At 60.2% G+C, this 15,641-nt stretch carries 17 protein-coding genes; 12 read left to right on the top strand and 5 right to left on the bottom strand.

The window, feature by feature from the left end; all coding sequences use genetic code 11:
• Positions 1 to 16: 16 nt before the first annotated feature.
• Both ACI5GA_RS16805 and pyrE read right to left on the bottom strand, forming a co-directional pair.
• Positions 17 to 643 carry a DUF4124 domain-containing protein gene (locus ACI5GA_RS16805; protein WP_421423481.1) on the bottom strand — a complete coding sequence of 209 codons (627 nt, stop codon included), beginning with the start codon at positions 641 to 643 and terminating at the stop codon, positions 17 to 19.
• 22 nt (positions 644 to 665) lie between these two features.
• Complete coding sequence (gene pyrE, locus ACI5GA_RS16800; protein WP_404635498.1) at positions 666 to 1,307, bottom strand: orotate phosphoribosyltransferase; 642 nt, start codon at positions 1,305 to 1,307, stop codon at positions 666 to 668.
• Positions 1,308 to 1,389: 82 nt separating this feature from the next.
• On the opposite strand from pyrE, the gene ACI5GA_RS16795 reads away from it, so the two are divergent.
• On the top strand, positions 1,390 to 2,169 hold the full coding sequence (locus ACI5GA_RS16795; RefSeq protein WP_062379788.1) for an exodeoxyribonuclease III: 780 nt from the start codon (positions 1,390 to 1,392) through the stop codon (positions 2,167 to 2,169).
• Between the two features lie 205 nt (positions 2,170 to 2,374).
• Here ACI5GA_RS16795 and ACI5GA_RS16790 read toward each other — a convergent pair whose 3' ends face one another.
• Entirely contained in the window at positions 2,375 to 2,743 is a 369-nt protein-coding gene (locus ACI5GA_RS16790) for a DUF4870 domain-containing protein (RefSeq protein ID WP_404635500.1), read from the bottom strand.
• Positions 2,744 to 2,789: 46 nt separating this feature from the next.
• The gene (rph, locus tag ACI5GA_RS16785; protein ID WP_404635502.1) at positions 2,790 to 3,512 is read right to left on the bottom strand and encodes a ribonuclease PH; all 723 of its coding nucleotides are present in this window, start codon (positions 3,510 to 3,512) and stop codon (positions 2,790 to 2,792) included.
• A 295-nt stretch (positions 3,513 to 3,807) separates the two neighbouring features.
• Between rph and ACI5GA_RS16780 the strand changes: the two genes are divergently transcribed.
• The 6 genes from ACI5GA_RS16780 (at position 3,808) to ACI5GA_RS16755 (ending at position 9,120) form a co-directional block, all read left to right on the top strand.
• Entirely contained in the window at positions 3,808 to 4,671 is an 864-nt protein-coding gene (locus tag ACI5GA_RS16780) for a YicC/YloC family endoribonuclease (protein WP_404635504.1), read from the top strand.
• A gap of 13 nt (positions 4,672 to 4,684) precedes the next feature.
• On the top strand, positions 4,685 to 5,305 hold the full coding sequence (gmk, locus tag ACI5GA_RS16775; RefSeq protein ID WP_404635506.1) for a guanylate kinase: 621 nt from the start codon (positions 4,685 to 4,687) through the stop codon (positions 5,303 to 5,305).
• A 176-nt stretch (positions 5,306 to 5,481) separates the two neighbouring features.
• Positions 5,482 to 5,745, top strand: a complete 264-nt coding sequence (gene rpoZ, locus ACI5GA_RS16770) for a DNA-directed RNA polymerase subunit omega (RefSeq protein WP_108236206.1) — start codon at positions 5,482 to 5,484, stop codon at positions 5,743 to 5,745.
• Between the two features lie 60 nt (positions 5,746 to 5,805).
• Positions 5,806 to 7,914 carry a bifunctional GTP diphosphokinase/guanosine-3',5'-bis pyrophosphate 3'-pyrophosphohydrolase gene (gene spoT, locus ACI5GA_RS16765; protein ID WP_404635508.1) on the top strand — a complete coding sequence of 703 codons (2,109 nt, stop codon included), beginning with the start codon at positions 5,806 to 5,808 and terminating at the stop codon, positions 7,912 to 7,914.
• A 23-nt stretch (positions 7,915 to 7,937) separates the two neighbouring features.
• A complete protein-coding gene (locus tag ACI5GA_RS16760) occupies positions 7,938 to 8,318 on the top strand; it encodes a RidA family protein (protein ID WP_166594036.1) in 381 nt (126 codons plus the stop codon).
• 64 nt (positions 8,319 to 8,382) lie between these two features.
• Positions 8,383 to 9,120: a hypothetical protein gene (locus tag ACI5GA_RS16755; protein WP_404635710.1), complete on the top strand. Its 738-nt coding sequence runs from the start codon at positions 8,383 to 8,385 to the stop codon at positions 9,118 to 9,120.
• 129 nt (positions 9,121 to 9,249) lie between these two features.
• On the opposite strand, the gene ACI5GA_RS16750 is transcribed toward ACI5GA_RS16755, so the two are convergent.
• Positions 9,250 to 10,110, bottom strand: a complete 861-nt coding sequence (locus ACI5GA_RS16750) for an SDR family oxidoreductase (protein ID WP_404635510.1) — start codon at positions 10,108 to 10,110, stop codon at positions 9,250 to 9,252.
• A gap of 211 nt (positions 10,111 to 10,321) precedes the next feature.
• Here ACI5GA_RS16750 and exbB point away from each other — a divergent pair, with 211 nt between their 5' ends.
• The 5 genes from exbB (at position 10,322) to recG (ending at position 15,573) form a co-directional block, all read left to right on the top strand.
• Positions 10,322 to 11,299 carry a tonB-system energizer ExbB gene (gene exbB / locus ACI5GA_RS16745; protein WP_404635512.1) on the top strand — a complete coding sequence of 326 codons (978 nt, stop codon included), beginning with the start codon at positions 10,322 to 10,324 and terminating at the stop codon, positions 11,297 to 11,299.
• A gap of 3 nt (positions 11,300 to 11,302) precedes the next feature.
• Positions 11,303 to 11,728, top strand: a complete 426-nt coding sequence (gene exbD, locus ACI5GA_RS16740; RefSeq protein ID WP_108236211.1) for a TonB system transport protein ExbD — start codon at positions 11,303 to 11,305, stop codon at positions 11,726 to 11,728.
• Entirely contained in the window at positions 11,725 to 12,468 is a 744-nt protein-coding gene (locus tag ACI5GA_RS16735) for a TonB family protein (RefSeq protein WP_421423479.1), read from the top strand. Before exbD ends, ACI5GA_RS16735 begins: the two co-directional genes overlap by 4 nt.
• 91 nt (positions 12,469 to 12,559) lie before the next feature.
• On the top strand, positions 12,560 to 13,489 hold the full coding sequence (locus tag ACI5GA_RS16730) for a hydrogen peroxide-inducible genes activator (protein WP_404635516.1): 930 nt from the start codon (positions 12,560 to 12,562) through the stop codon (positions 13,487 to 13,489).
• A gap of 8 nt (positions 13,490 to 13,497) precedes the next feature.
• Positions 13,498 to 15,573 (top strand): ATP-dependent DNA helicase RecG, encoded by a 2,076-nt coding sequence (gene recG, locus ACI5GA_RS16725; RefSeq protein ID WP_421423478.1) that lies wholly within the window; start codon positions 13,498 to 13,500, stop codon positions 15,571 to 15,573.
• Positions 15,574 to 15,641: the final 68 nt, after the last annotated feature.

Raw genomic sequence — 15,641 nt, 5'->3', positions numbered from 1 at the left:
GGTGTATCTGCAAGCGTTACTGCGACAACAACTGCTGCAACCGCGCACGATCCTGAGTGAAGTCGGCGTCCGCCTGCTGTCGGTTCGTCTGGTAGCGGAGGATATCGACCTTGAGGTTCTGTTGCTGGTCTTGCAGGTCGCTCATCTGATCGATCAATCCCTGCGGCACCGGATGTCCGGCGCGCTCCTGATCTGCGGCCTGGCTTTGCAGCGAAGCTTGCTGGTTCGCCAGCCCCTGAATATTGCTATGCGCGACCGAGATGAGCGCGTCGATTTCCGCCAGCTTGCGTGTTCGCGCGCGGTCGACATCGCTCACACTGCTGTACAGGTGCAATAACTGCGCGTCGGCGTCCGATTGAACCTTGGCCGCTTGGGCAGCCGCTTGCGCCTCGCGCGCCTCGCGCGCCTGATCGGCAGTCGGCGCAGGCGGGACCACTTGAATGACCCGCCCGCGCTGGTTCAGGACCTCATAACCTTTGCCCGCATACTCGGGTGGCACGCCCTGACGATCCAGCACCGTGACACCACGACTGTCGACGTAGCGATAGAACACGATGCCCGGGCCGTCATCGGCGTGAACGCCCGGGACGCACCCCATGCCCAGCGACAACCATAGACCTGCTGTGCACAGCTTTTTGAGCATAAAAACCAGACCCTCTGAAGAATCAGACGCCGTACTGAGCCCGGTACGCTTCCACAGCCGGCAAATGCTGCTTGAGTTGTGGATCGTCGGCCAGGAATTCCAGCACCTGATTCAACGACACAATGCTCACCACCGGAATACCGAAGTCGCGCTCGACTTCCTGGATCGCCGACAGCTCGCCGTTTCCGCGCTCCTGGCGGTTCAATGCGATCAACACACCGGCCGCATTCGCGCCCTGAGCCTTGATGATCTGCATGACTTCGCGAATCGCAGTGCCTGCGGTGATCACGTCATCGATGATCAAGACGTTACCGGTCAACGGCGCGCCCACCAGGCTGCCGCCTTCGCCGTGATCCTTGGCTTCCTTACGGTTGAAACACCACGGCAAATCGAGCTGGTGCTGATCGGCCAAGGCCACGGCCGTCGCGGCCGCCAGAGGAATACCCTTGTACGCAGGCCCGAACAACACGTCGAAGGACATACCGCTTTCAACGACCGCAGCCGCATAGAACTTGCCCAGTTGGGCAAGTGCCGAACCGCTGTTGAAAAGACCGGCATTGAAGAAGTAAGGGCTGGTGCGTCCCGACTTCAGAGTGAACTCACCGAAGCGCAAAACACCACGATCGATGGCAAAACGAATGAAATCACGTTGATACTGCTGCATGAAAAAAGCCCCGAATACCACGGATTTAGCTAATTAGGTAGACCTCGGGTATCATACACGCACGTGATTTTTGGGGCCATTTATGCGGATCATCAGTGTGAACGTTAATGGTATTCAGGCTGCAGTCGAGCGTGGTTTGCTCAGTTGGCTGCAAGCCCAGAATGCCGACGTCATCTGCCTTCAGGACACCCGCGCCTCCGCCTTTGAATTAGACGACCCAGCCTACCAGCTGGACGGCTACTTCCTGTATGCCTGCGATGCTGAAGTTCCTGCCCAGGGCGGCGTGGCGCTTTACTCGCGGCTGCAACCGAAGGCGGTGATCAACGGTCTGGGCTTTGAAACAGCCGACCGTTACGGGCGTTACCTGCAGGCCGATTTCGACAAAGTCAGTATTGCAACTTTGCTGCTTCCTTCCGGCATGAACGGCGATGAAGACTTGAACCAGAAGTTCAAGCTCATGGACGACTTCGGCAAGTACCTGGACAAGCAGCGTCGCAAACGTCGTGAGTACATTTATTGTGGCTCACTGTACGTTGCGCAGCAGAAACTGGACATCAAGAACTGGCGCGACAGCCAGCAATCCCCGGGTTTTCTGGCGCCAGAACGCGCCTGGATGGACGAGATTGTCGGCAACATGGGCTATGTCGACGCCCTGCGCGAAGTCAGCCGTGAAGGCGACCAGTACAGCTGGTGGCCGGATAACGAACAGGCCGAGATGCTGAATCTGGGCTGGCGCTTCGATTATCAACTGCTAACCCCGGGCCTGCGCCGCTTCGTACGCAGCGCACGCTTGCCACGCCAGCCGCGCTTCTCGCAGCACGCGCCGCTGATCGTGGACTACGACTGGACGTTGACCATCTGACGCCCTGCTCGCTCAAAAGAAAGCCGACGTGAAGTCGGCTTTTGTTTGTCTGGCGTTTGTAATGACGCCGATGATCCTTGTGGGAGCCGGCTTGCTGGCGAAAGCGGTGTGTCAGTCAGCATAGCTATTGCTGATCCACTGCCTTCGCCAGCAAGCCGGCTCCCACAGAGGATTTGCATTCTGCCAAAGAGACGCATACGCCCGCCTACTTGATCAACCGCCAGGTAAACGGATACCGGTAGGCAACCCCGTCGTTGGCCTTGATCCCGGCAATGATCGTCAGCACCAGCGCGCCCACGCCCACCAGCATCAAAAGCGGGAAGCCGATCACGATGACCATCAGCAGGAAGCAGATCATCGCCGCAATGGCGACGGTGATCTGAAAGTTGAGTGCTTCCTTGCCCTGCGCATCGATGAACGGGTCGGTTTCCTTCTTCAACTGCCAGACAATCAGGGGCCCCAACAGATTACCGAAAGGGAAGATCAACCCGAAAAACGCCGCAAAGTGGCACAACATTGCCCACTGACGGACTTCTTTGCTCGGCGTGGGTAACGGCGTCTGATCGATCATCATGCTTTCCCTGTATTGATGGCGGTGCAACGGTTCGGGCGTGCAGCGCTCAGTCGGCGAGCGCAGCTTTCTGCAGTTGGAAAATCTCGGTCATGCCTTTTTGCGCCAGTGCCAGCATGGCGTTCAGCTCTTCAGGCTGGAACGGCGCACCTTCGGCAGTGCCTTGAACTTCGATGAAGCCGCCTGCGCTGGTCATGACCACGTTCAGGTCGGTCTCGGCAGCGGAGTCTTCCAGGTAATCCAGATCCAGCACCGGCTCGCCCTGATACATGCCGACCGAAACGGCCGCGATCATTTGCTTCAGCGGATCACCGGCTTTCAGACCGCCGCGCTTTTTGATCGCTTTCAACGCATCGGCCAGCGCAACCATGGAGCCGGTAATCGACGCCGTGCGAGTACCGCCGTCGGCCTGAATCACGTCACAGTCGACGTACAGGGTGATATCGCCCAGCTTGGACATGTCCAGTGCGGCGCGCAGCGAACGGCCGATCAGACGCTGGATTTCCAGGGTGCGGCCGCCCTGCTTGCCCTTGCTCGCTTCACGCTGGTTACGCTCACCGGTCGAGCGCGGCAGCATGCCGTATTCGGCAGTAAGCCAGCCTTGACCCTGGCCTTTGAGGAAGCGAGGAACGCCATTTTCGACGCTGACGGTGCAGATCACCTTGGTGTCGCCGAACTCGACCAGCACAGAACCCTCGGCGTGCTTGGTGTAGTTGCGGGTGATGCGGATCGAGCGGAGCTGATCGGCAGCGCGACCACTTGGACGTTTCATCTGGGATACCTGTACTGAGACGGAAAACTGACCTGCATTATAGAGGTGCAAGCCTGCGCTTGGGGCATCTAATCGCCCTGCAATGATCACCTGAGCCGGTCGGACCTTAAAAACACGCACTGCCCGGCAGCAAAATCACGGTACCGAACATCTTCTGCGACAACGCCACATTTGGGCGCACACCTCGCTCTGCGCTACAATCTTGCGCCTTTATAGCCTGTCGTCTCTTCACGACCCCATCGGGCAGCGATTGCCCCTTGCAAGGCTGACTCTGACTTTTATAGAGGTACTTCCCATGGTGCACAGCATGACGGCGTTCGCCCGTGCCGAACGAGCGGGCTCACAAGGCACGCTGAGCTGGGAATTACGCTCGGTCAACCATCGTTACCTAGAACCGCACCTGCGCTTGCCCGAGTCCTTTCGCGATCTGGAAGGCGCTGTACGCGAAGCGCTGCGTCAAGGGCTGTCGCGGGGCAAAGTCGAATGCACCCTGCGGTTTACCGAAGAGAACGCAGGCAAGCCGCTTCAAATCGACCGCGAACGCGCCAGCCAACTGGTGGCCGCGGCCGAGACCGTTGCGGGCCTGATCAAACAGCCTGCTGCGCTGAATCCGCTGGAGGTGCTCGCATGGCCGGGTGTGCTGGTCGGCGACGCAACCGATCCGCAGGCGCTGAATGCCGACGCGCTGGCCCTGTTCAACGAAGCGCTGGACGAACTGAAGGCCGGCCGTGCACGCGAAGGCGAAGACCTGGCGAAACTTCTCGACGAACGGCTTTCCTCCATCAAGACCGAAGTGGCTACCCTGCGCACCCTCGTGCCGCAGATGCTGGCCGCGCAGCGTCAGAAAATCCTCGATCGCTTCACCGACATGAAAGCCGAGCTCGACCCGCAGCGACTGGAACAGGAAATGGTCCTGCTGGCGCAGAAAAGCGACGTTGCCGAAGAACTCGACCGCCTGAGCACGCACGTGACCGAGGTCCGCCGCGTGCTCAAGGCCGGTGGCCAGGCAGGACGACGTCTGGATTTTCTGATGCAGGAGCTCAACCGCGAAGCGAACACACTAGGCTCCAAAGCCTTCGATCCTCGCAGCACTCAGGCTGCGGTCAACCTGAAAGTGTTGATCGAGCAGATGCGCGAACAAGTGCAGAACATTGAGTAAGGCCAGACCCGACATGACCCATAGCACCGGCACGTTGTATATCGTTTCCGCCCCCTCGGGCGCGGGCAAGACCAGCCTGGTCAAAGCCCTGATCGATGCGCAGCCGCAAATCCGCGTCTCCATTTCCCACACCACCCGCGCCATGCGCCCCGGTGAAGTGGACGGCGTGAACTATCACTTCGTCGACCGCGCCGAATTCGTGCGAATGATCGAGCACGGCGACTTTCTCGAACAGGCCGAAGTCTTCGGCAATCTGTACGGCACCTCGCAGAGCCGTCTGCAGCAGACCCTGGATGAAGGTCACGACCTGATTCTGGAAATCGACTGGCAGGGCGCCGAGCAAGTGCGCAAGCTGATGCCCCACGCCCGCTCGATTTTCATCCTGCCGCCAACCCAGCAGGCCTTGCGTCAACGCCTGACCAACCGCGGGCAGGACAGCGACGAGATCATCGAAGGTCGCATGCGCGAAGCGGTCAGCGAAATGAGCCATTACGTCGAATACGACTACATCGTGATCAACGATGATTTCGCCACGGCGCTGGAAGACCTCAAAGCGATCTTCCGCACCAACCTGCTGAGTCAGGAACATCAGCAGCAGCGTCATGCCGAGCTGCTGGCCCGACTGCTGGCCTAACGCACACCCGTAGCAGTCCGGCTTGCCGGCGGTAGCGATTTTGAGGACGCCACCGCCGGCAAGCCGGACTGCTACAAAATCAGCGCTTCCATAAAGGCTGGTGTTTTTTTAAACTACCGAGTCCGCTCGCCCAATCCGGGCACCGCGCATACCGCATTTGCTACTGAGGAATACCCATGGCCCGCGTGACCGTTGAAGACTGCCTGGAACATGTAGATAACCGCTTTGAGCTGGTCATGCTCGCCACCAAGCGTTCGCGTCAACTGGCGACCGGCGGCAAAGAGCCAAAGCTGGCCTGGGAAAACGACAAGCCTACCGTTGTTGCCCTGCGTGAAATCGCAGCGGGCCTGATGGACTACTCCGTCATTGCAGAAGCTGAAATCGTTGAAGATGAACCACTGTTCGCTGCGTTCGAGGACGAGTCCAACGAGGCCGTCTAAGCCTATGCCCGGTCGACGTAGCAAGGCGCAGGGTCACAATCTTCGGCAAGGAGTCGCATCTTGCCGAGCATAGACGCCCTCGCCGATCGCCTCTCGACCTACCTCGGCGCCGATCAGGTCAATCTGGTTCGCCGAGCGTACTTCTACGCCGAACAAGCCCACGACGGCCAACGCCGTCGTAGCGGTGAAGCCTACGTCACGCACCCGCTGGCGGTGGCTAATATCCTTGCCGACATGCACATGGACCATCAGAGCCTGATGGCTGCGATGCTGCATGACGTGATCGAAGACACCGGCATCGCCAAAGAAGCACTCTGTGCGCAATTTGGTGAAACCGTGGCCGAACTGGTCGACGGGGTCAGCAAACTGACCCAGATGAACTTCGAGACCAAGGCCGAAGCTCAAGCCGAAAACTTCCAGAAGATGGCCATGGCCATGGCGCGCGACATTCGCGTGATCCTGGTCAAGCTCGCCGACCGCCTGCACAACATGCGCACGCTGGAAGTGCTCTCCGGCGAAAAACGCCGCCGCATCGCCAAGGAAACCCTCGAAATCTACGCCCCCATCGCCAATCGCCTTGGCATGCACAGCGTGCGTATCGAATTCGAAGACCTGGGTTTCAAGGCCATGTACCCCATGCGTTCCTCGCGCATTGGGCAGGCGGTCAAACGCGCGCGCGGCAACCGCAAGGAACTGGTCAACAAGATCGAAGAGTCGCTGGCCCACTGCCTCGCCGTCGATGGCATTGAAGGCGACGTCAGCGGACGCCAGAAGCACCTGTACGGCATCTACAAGAAGATGCGCGGCAAGCGTCGGGCCTTCAACGAGATCATGGACGTCTATGCGTTCCGGATCATCGTAGACAAGGTCGATACCTGTTACCGCGTACTCGGCGCTGTACATAATTTGTACAAACCGCTGCCCGGCCGGTTCAAGGATTACATCGCGATCCCCAAGGCCAACGGCTATCAGTCGCTGCACACGACACTGTTCGGCATGCACGGCGTGCCTATCGAAATCCAGATCCGCACTCGCGAAATGGAAGAGATGGCCAACAACGGTATCGCGGCGCACTGGTTGTACAAGTCGTCCGGCGACGAACAGCCCAAAGGCACCCACGCTCGCGCCCGTCAGTGGGTCAAAGGCGTGCTGGAAATGCAGCAACGTGCGGGTAACTCGCTGGAATTCATCGAGAGCGTGAAGATCGACCTGTTCCCGGACGAGGTCTATGTGTTCACGCCCAAAGGCCGGATCATGGAGCTGCCCAAAGGCTCCACGGCGGTCGACTTCGCTTATGCCGTACACACCGACGTGGGCAATAGCTGCATTGCCTGCCGAATCAATCGTCGCCTGGCGCCACTGTCCGAACCGCTGCAAAGTGGCTCGACAGTCGAAATCGTCAGCGCGCCGGGCGCTCGCCCGAACCCAGCCTGGCTCAACTTCGTGGTCACCGGCAAGGCACGGACCCACATCCGTCATGCCCTCAAACTGCAACGCCGCTCGGAATCCATCAGTTTGGGCGAGCGACTGCTGAACAAAGTGCTGAACGGCTTCGACAGCAGCCTGGAAAAAATCCCCCACGAGCGTCTGCAAGCGATCCTCACCGAGTACCGGGTCGAGGTCATCGAAGACCTCCTCGAAGACATCGGGCTGGGTAATCGCATGGCCTACGTTGTGGCCCGCCGTCTCCTGGCCAGCGAAACCGAAGAACTGCCGAACGCCGAAGGGCCGCTGGCGATTCGCGGGACCGAAGGCTTGGTACTCAGCTACGCCAAGTGTTGCACGCCGATTCCGGGCGACCCGATTGTCGGCCACCTTTCAGCGGGCAAAGGCATGGTCGTGCACCTGGACAACTGTCGCAACATCAGTGAAATCCGCCACAACCCGGAAAAGTGCATCCAGCTTTCCTGGGCCAAGGACGTCACCGGCGAATTCAATGTCGAGCTGCGCGTGGAACTGGAGCATCAGCGCGGGCTGATCGCACTGCTGGCCAGCAGCGTCAACGCCGCCGACGGCAACATCGAGAAAATCAGCATGGACGAGCGCGATGGTCGTATCAGCGTGGTCCAACTGGTGGTCAGCGTGCACGACCGCGTGCATCTGGCCCGCGTGATCAAGAAACTGCGCGCCCTGACCGGGGTGATCCGCATCACCCGCATGCGCGCGTAGCCAACCGCCAACAGGAGTTTTTCATGAGCAAGACCGTTATCTCCAGCGACAAAGCCCCTGCCGCCATCGGCACGTACTCCCAGGCGATCAAAGCTGGCAATACCGTCTACATGTCCGGCCAGATTCCACTGGACCCGAAAACCATGGAGCTGGTCGAAGGCTTCGAAGCCCAGACCGTTCAGGTCTTCGAAAACCTCAAGGCTGTTGCTGAGGCCGCAGGCGGTTCGTTCAAGGACATCGTCAAGCTGAACATCTTCCTGACCGACCTGAGCCACTTCGCCAAGGTCAACGAAATCATGGGCAAATACTTCGAACAGCCTTATCCGGCTCGCGCAGCCATCGGCGTAGCCGCTCTGCCACGCGGCGCGCAGGTCGAAATGGACGCCGTGCTGGTCATCGAGTAAAACCCCTCGCGGAGCGCATGTGCGCTCCGCCCCCTCAGAACAAAGGAAGGACTCCGCCATGCCCATGCGCGTCGCGTTCGCCCTCTCGCTGTTGGCCGCGCTGCTGAGCGGTTGTGCCAGCCACTCCAACAAAACGCCTGACGGCGTCTGGATCAACCAGGCAGCCATCGACGCTGCGGCTGAAGGCGGCAACTTGCGCCAGTCGCTGCTGGCGTACGGCCCAACGCTGGAGTGGAACATCAACACGGCGGCCGGGCAGGCCACGTCTTATAACGGTTTCGAGCTGACCGATGGCAAGATCGCCAAGGACCCGAATGGCGCCTGGAAGGTCAACGTTTACGGCAGCGCATCGGACGAGTTGAAACTCAAGAGCGACGAACTGGTACAAAGCGCCAGCGATTCCGGCCCCGAGCAACACTTCCGCATGCCGAAAGAACCTGCACAGGCCGGTGCGCAGCCGGGCAGCAGCTTCGAGCGCGCGCTATACACCGCGTACCTGGGCGGTAAATGGACCATCGTCAATGGCGAAGGCCAAGGCAGCGTAGTCGAGTTCGAACCCGATGGCAGCGTGAGCGGCTTGCCGGGCAACGATCGTTACGCCCTGTGTCTGGCAGGCGATTGCGCGGCCATGAGCGGCGAATACGACAGCATGTGGCTGGAAAGAAACGAGCGCGGCAACCCTTGGGTTTTTGTGCGTCAAGGCAAGCAACTGGAGATTTTCCAGGCCGTGAACAACGCACAACCGACCGAAATGCCGGACCTGCGTCCGGGCGAGCGGCATTGGGTGTTAGAGAAGAACTGACACTTGGCAAACATGCAGCCTGTGGGAGTGAGCTCGCTCACGAAAGAATTGGATCAGTCACATTGGCGGTGTCTGAAACAGCGCCTTCGTGAGCGAGCTCACTCCCACAGACATATCCCAATACGCTGATCAATCCGGGCTGCTGCCCAACATCGCCTCATACCCCTCTTTATACGTCGCATACCGTGGCACCCAGCCCAGCGCTTTCGCCCGGGTATTGCTGCAACGCTTGCTTCCCGCACGCCTGACGCTGTTCTCGTCCGACCATTGCGTCACGCCCAACCGCTGCCGCATCCAGTCGACCACCTCGGCCAGTGGCACGGGCGCGTCATCCACACCCAGATAACACTCTTCCAGCGCCACACCCTTCGCGTCCGCTTGCAGCAAAAACGCCAACAGGCCTGCCGCGTCGTCGGCGTGAATCCGGTTGCCATATAAAGGTGGCTCGACCGCAACGCTGTACCCTTGCCGCACTCGATTCATCAGATCGCTGCGCCCCGGTCCATAAATGCCCGTCAGCCTGACAATGCTGGCGGGCCAACCACTTTCGAGCGCGACCCGTTCTGCCTCGCGCATGACCTGCCCCGAGAAACCGGATCCCTCGGCGGGTGAAGTCTCGTCAATCCATTCACCCTCCTGCTGTCCGTAAACGCTGCTGCTGGACACGAAGAAAATCCGTCTGGGCCTTTGCCCGCTGCGCTCGATCCAGCCCAGTACATGGCGCAAACCTTGTACATACGCCGCGCGATATCCTGCTTCGTCACGCTCGGTCGGCGTGGCGCAATACACCAGATAGTCGATGCGCCCTTCTGGCCACTGGTCAGGCATGCGCGCATCGAACAAGTCACCACTGACGCCGCGCACCCCGCGTGGCAGCTTGGCGATATTTCTGCGCAAGCCATACACCGTCCAGCCTTGAGGCTGGATTTGTGCGGCCAGCCTCCCGCCAATGTCGCCACATCCTGCAATCAAAACGGATGGCGCTGTCATGACCAATCTCCACATGAAAAGTAGGCTCGCCCCCATGAAACAAGGGCGCCAAGCGACCATCGGGACGCGTTTATGTTAAAAAAAGATACTCTATTACTTTTGTTAACAAGAATTACTTGCAATAATGTCGGCCCTTTGTTCTTCTCCGCTCGCCTCGCGCAGCGTGACGCATTCAGAACGAAATACCTTTTTCATATCAGGTCGGGCCAGCATGACACGTACTCAATCCCCCGCTTCGTCTATCACGTCTTCAGGCCTGCCGCGTGCAGGGCGCGCTATCGCAGCGCTGCTGTTCAGCCTGATGCTGGCCCCTGTCGCGCTCGCTGACTCTTCCGCTCCAGCACAAGCGTCGGCCGTGCAGTCTGCCGCTCCGGCACCCGCCACACCAGTGGACACCAATGCCGCGCCAGCCGTTCAGGATCCCGCTGCACCCGCGCCGACTGAATCGCTGGAAGCCGCTGCCGAAGACAACAGCCTGGGCATGTCCCACGACTTGTCGCCTTGGGGCATGTACAAGAACGCAGACATTATCGTTAAAGCGGTCATGATCGGCCTCGCTGTTGCATCGATCATCACCTGGACCATCTGGATCGCCAAAGGCCTTGAGTTGCTGGGCGCCAAGCGTCGCCTGAAAGGCGAAATCGCTGCCCTTAAACGCGCTCGCACACTGGACGAGGCCGCTGCGGGTGCCAAGAAAGAAGGCACGCTGGCCAACCTGCTGGTTCACGACGCCATGGAAGAAATGCACCTGTCGGCCAACAGCCGCGAGCGCGAGGGCATCAAGGAACGCGTCAGCTTCCGACTGGAGCGTCTGGTCGCAGCCTGCGGTCGCAACATGAGCATGGGCACCGGCGTTCTCGCCACCATCGGTTCAACCGCCCCGTTCGTGGGTCTGTTCGGCACCGTGTGGGGCATCATGAACAGCTTCATCGGCATCGCCAAAACCCAGACCACCAACCTCGCTGTCGTAGCACCCGGTATCGCCGAGGCGCTGCTGGCCACGGCACTGGGCTTGGTCGCCGCGATTCCTGCGGTTGTCATCTACAACGTCTTCGCTCGCTCAATCGCGGGCTACAAGGCGCAGGTTTCCGACGCCTCGGCGCAGGTGCTGCTGCTGGTCAGCCGCGACCTGGACCACCAGCCAGCCGCTGACCGCAATCAGCAGCCGCACATGGTCAAGATGGGGTAAACCATGGGCCTGCATCTTAACGAAGGTGGCGACGACCTCGCCGAGAACCACGAAATCAACGTGACGCCGTTCATTGACGTCATGTTGGTGCTGCTGATCATCTTCATGGTGGCGGCGCCTCTAGCCACGGTGGACATCAAGGTCGACCTGCCCGCGTCTACGGCGAAACCCGCACCCCGGCCCGAGAAACCCGTCTTCCTGAGCGTCAAGGCCGACCAGAGCCTGTACCTGGGCGACGAGAAAGTCGCACGCGAGCAGATCGGCCCGGTGCTGGACGCCAAGACCAAGGGCAAGAAAGACACAACGATTTTCTTCCAGGCCGACAAGGGCGTGGATTACGGCGATCTGATGGAAGTCATGAACCTCCTGCGCGGTGCCGGTTACCTGAAAGTCGGTCTGGTGGGTCTTGAGACGGTTGGTAAGAAATGATCAATACGCGCCAAAAACTGACGCGCTATAGCGGTAGTCTGTTGTTGGTGCTGGCTGTCCATGCCGTGGCGATTTTCGTTGCGTTGCACTGGTCCGCCCCGCAGGCCATCGAGCTGCCACCGGCTGCGATGATGATCGAGCTGGCGCCCGTCCCAGAGCCCGCTCCGCCACCACCGCCCAAAGTGGTTCAGCCGCCGCAGCCTCCGGCACCGGAAGAACAACTGCCGATTCCGCCTATCGCTGAAGCGCCAAAACCGGAAATCGCGATTCCAAAACCGGTCAAGCCAAAGCCGAAACCTCAGCCACCGAAGCCGGTGAAAAAGGTCGAGCCGCCGAAGGAAGAGAAGCCTGCCGATGAAAAACCGGTAGACACTCCGCCGTCCAACGCCAAGCCTGAAAAATCGGCAGCACCTGAAGCGGCGCCGCCGTCGCCGCCGAGCACCGCACTGCCTAGCTGGCAGGGTGATCTGTTGCGCCACCTGGCCAAATTCAAGCGCTATCCGGAGGACGCACGTCGTCGCGGCATGCAAGGCATCAACCGCCTGCGCTTCGTCGTCGATGGCGAAGGCCGCGTGCTGTCCTACGAAATCGCGGGCGGCTCAGGCAGTGCGGCACTGGACCGGGCCACGCTGGAAATGATTCGTCGCGCCCAGCCGTTGCCTAAACCACCGGCCGAATTACTCAACAATGGCACGCTGGAAGTCGTCGCGCCCTTCGTTTATTCCCTGGATAAACGCTGAAACGCTGATTTTGCGACAACAGAGGGCTTGATAACGTGCGTCTATCGATTGCACCCGCTATGCTGGGGCCGCAACTTCATGGACGCACGCTATGACCCTCACAGAATTGCGCTATATCGTTACCCTCGCTCAAGAGCAGCACTTCGGCCACGCCGCCGAGCGCTGCCATGTCAGCCAGCCGACCCTGTCGGTGGGCGTGAAGAAGCTGGAAGATGAACTCGGTGTGCTGATTTTCGAGCGCAGCAAGAGTGCGGTACGTCTTACGCCGGTTGGCGAGGGCATCGTGGCTCAGGCACAGAAAGTGCTCGAACAAGCTCAAGGCATTCGTGAACTCGCCCAGACCGGCAAGAACCAACTGACGGCTCCACTCAAAGTCGGCGCGATCTACACCGTTGGCCCTTACCTCTTTCCGCACCTGATTCCGCAACTGCATCGGGTCGCCCCGCAAATGCCGTTGTACATCGAAGAAAACTTCACTCACGTATTGCGCGATAAGCTGCGCAATGGCGAGCTTGACGCGATCATTATCGCCCTGCCGTTCAACGAAGCAGACGTACTGACCATGTCGCTGTACGACGAGCCGTTCTACGTGCTGATGCCTTCCGATCATCCATGGACGCAGAAAGAAACCATCGACGCCTCGGCGCTCAATGACAAGAGCCTGCTGCTTCTGGGTGAAGGCCACTGCTTCCGCGATCAGGTGCTGGAAGCCTGTCCGACACTGGTCAAGGGCGGCGACAGCGCCAAGCACACGACGGTCGAATCCAGCTCTCTGGAAACCATTCGCCACATGGTCGCATCGGGTCTTGGGGTTTCGATCCTGCCGATGTCGGCCGTCGACAGCCACCATTACGCTCCCGGCGTGATTGAGGTCCGTCCGCTGTCTGCGCCCGTGCCGTTCCGTACCGTGGCCATCGCATGGCGCGCGAGCTTCCCGCGCCCCAAGGCCATCGAAATCCTCGCCGACTCGATCCGTCTGTGCTCCGTCGCTCGCCCTAAAGCCCAGGCCCAAGCGAGCTAAGTGGCGGTATGACAGAGCTGTCCCACGTCTCGGTCACGGCGCTCAAGGGCGTCGGTGAGGCCATGGCGGAAAAGCTGGCGAAGGTGGGTCTTGAGAACATTCAGGACGTCCTGTTTCACCTGCCCCTGCGTTATCAGGACCGCACCCGCGTCGTGCCCATCGGCGCGCTGCGGCCCGGCCAGGATGCGGTAATTGAAGGCGTGGTCAGCGGCGCCGACGTGGTGATGGGCAAACGTCGCAGTCTCCTGGTGCGCCTCGGTGACGGCACGGGTGTCTTGAGCCTGCGCTTCTACCACTTCAGCAACGCACAGAAAGAGGGCCTTAAACGAGGCACCCACGTGCGTTGCTACGGCGAAGCAAGGCCCGGCGCTTCAGGGCTTGAAATCTATCACCCCGAATATCGCTCGATTACCGGCGAGGAACACGTCGCCGTCGAGCAGACGCTCACGCCGATCTACCCGACAACAGAAGGGCTGACGCAGCAACGGCTGCGCCAGTTGTGCCAACAGAGCCTCGGCATGCTCGGCCCGCGAAGCCTGCCCGACTGGCTGCCCGAAGAACTGGCCCGCGACTACCAGCTCGCGCCACTGGCCGACGCGATTCGCTACCTGCATCACCCACCGGCTGACGCGGACGTCGAAGAACTTGCGCTGGGCCACCACTGGGCTCAACACAGGCTGGCGTTTGAAGAGCTGCTGACCCATCAACTGTCGCAACAGCGCCTGCGGGAGAGTCTGCGCTCCCAGCGCGCGCCTGCACTGCCCATTGCCAAGCGCTTGCCCAAACAGTTCCTGGCCAATCTGGGCTTTCCACCGACCGGCGCGCAGCAACGGGTCGGCAAGGAAATCGCCTACGACCTCAGCCAGCAGGAACCCATGCTGCGGCTGATTCAAGGCGATGTGGGCGCGGGCAAAACGGTGGTCGCCGCCCTTGCTGCATTGCAGGCGCTGGAAGCGGGTTATCAGGTCGCACTGATGGCTCCCACTGAAATTCTGGCTGAGCAGCACTACCTCAATTTCACCCGTTGGCTTGAGCCACTGGGCATCGAGACTGCGTGGCTGGCGGGCAAGCTCAAAGGCAAGGCCCGGGCCGCGTCTCTTGAGCAAATCGCCAATGGAGCACCGATGGTCGTCGGCACTCACGCGCTGTTTCAGGACGAAGTGCAATTCAAGAACCTCGCCCTGGTGATCATCGATGAACAACATCGCTTTGGCGTTCAGCAGCGCTTGGCCCTGCGCAAAAAGGGTGTGGGCGGCCTGATGTGCCCGCATCAGTTGATCATGACCGCAACGCCAATTCCTCGGACGCTGGCCATGAGCGCTTACGCCGATCTCGACACCTCGATCCTCGACGAATTGCCGCCGGGCCGCACGCCCGTCAACACGGTATTGGTCGCCGACAGCCGCCGCATCGAAGTCGTGGAACGGGTGCGCAATGCCTGCGCAGAAGGCCGTCAGGCGTATTGGGTCTGTACGCTGATCGAAGAATCCGAGGAGCTGACCTGCCAAGCCGCCGAGACGACCTTCGAAGAACTCACCAGTGCGTTGGGCGAACTCAAGGTTGGATTGATCCACGGGCGCATGAAGCCTGCGGAAAAAGCGGCAGTAATGGCCGAATTCAAGCTAGGCAATTTGCAGCTGCTCGTAGCTACTACCGTGATCGAAGTTGGCGTGGACGTTCCCAACGCCAGCCTGATGATCATCGAGAACCCGGAACGGCTCGGTCTGGCACAGCTTCACCAGTTGCGCGGGCGAGTCGGACGCGGCAGCGCAGTCAGTCACTGCGTGCTGCTGTATCACCCGCCGCTGTCGCAGATCGGCAAGCAGCGACTGGGGATCATGCGTGAAACTAACGATGGCTTCGTGATTGCGGAAAAGGATCTGGAGCTTCGCGGGCCGGGTGAAATGCTGGGAACCCGACAAACGGGCTTGCTGCAATTCAAGGTTGCCGATTTGATGCGCGACGCAGACTTGCTGCCCGCCGTCAGGGACGCGGCCCAGGCTTTACTGGAGCGCTGGCCCCAACACGTGAGTCCGCTGCTGGAACGCTGGCTGCGACACGGCCAGCAATACGGCCAAGTGTGAAGTGGTCAGCATTAAGAACGTGTCTCACCTATAGAACAACTAAGCTGGTTATACTTCAGCAATTGTAG

The sequence above is a fragment of the Pseudomonas sp. Pseu.R1 genome (assembly GCF_045764065.1).
Taxonomy (GTDB): domain Bacteria; phylum Pseudomonadota; class Gammaproteobacteria; order Pseudomonadales; family Pseudomonadaceae; genus Aquipseudomonas.
Note: the sequence above shows the minus strand (reverse complement) of the source record. Positions and strands in the feature narration are given on the sequence as shown.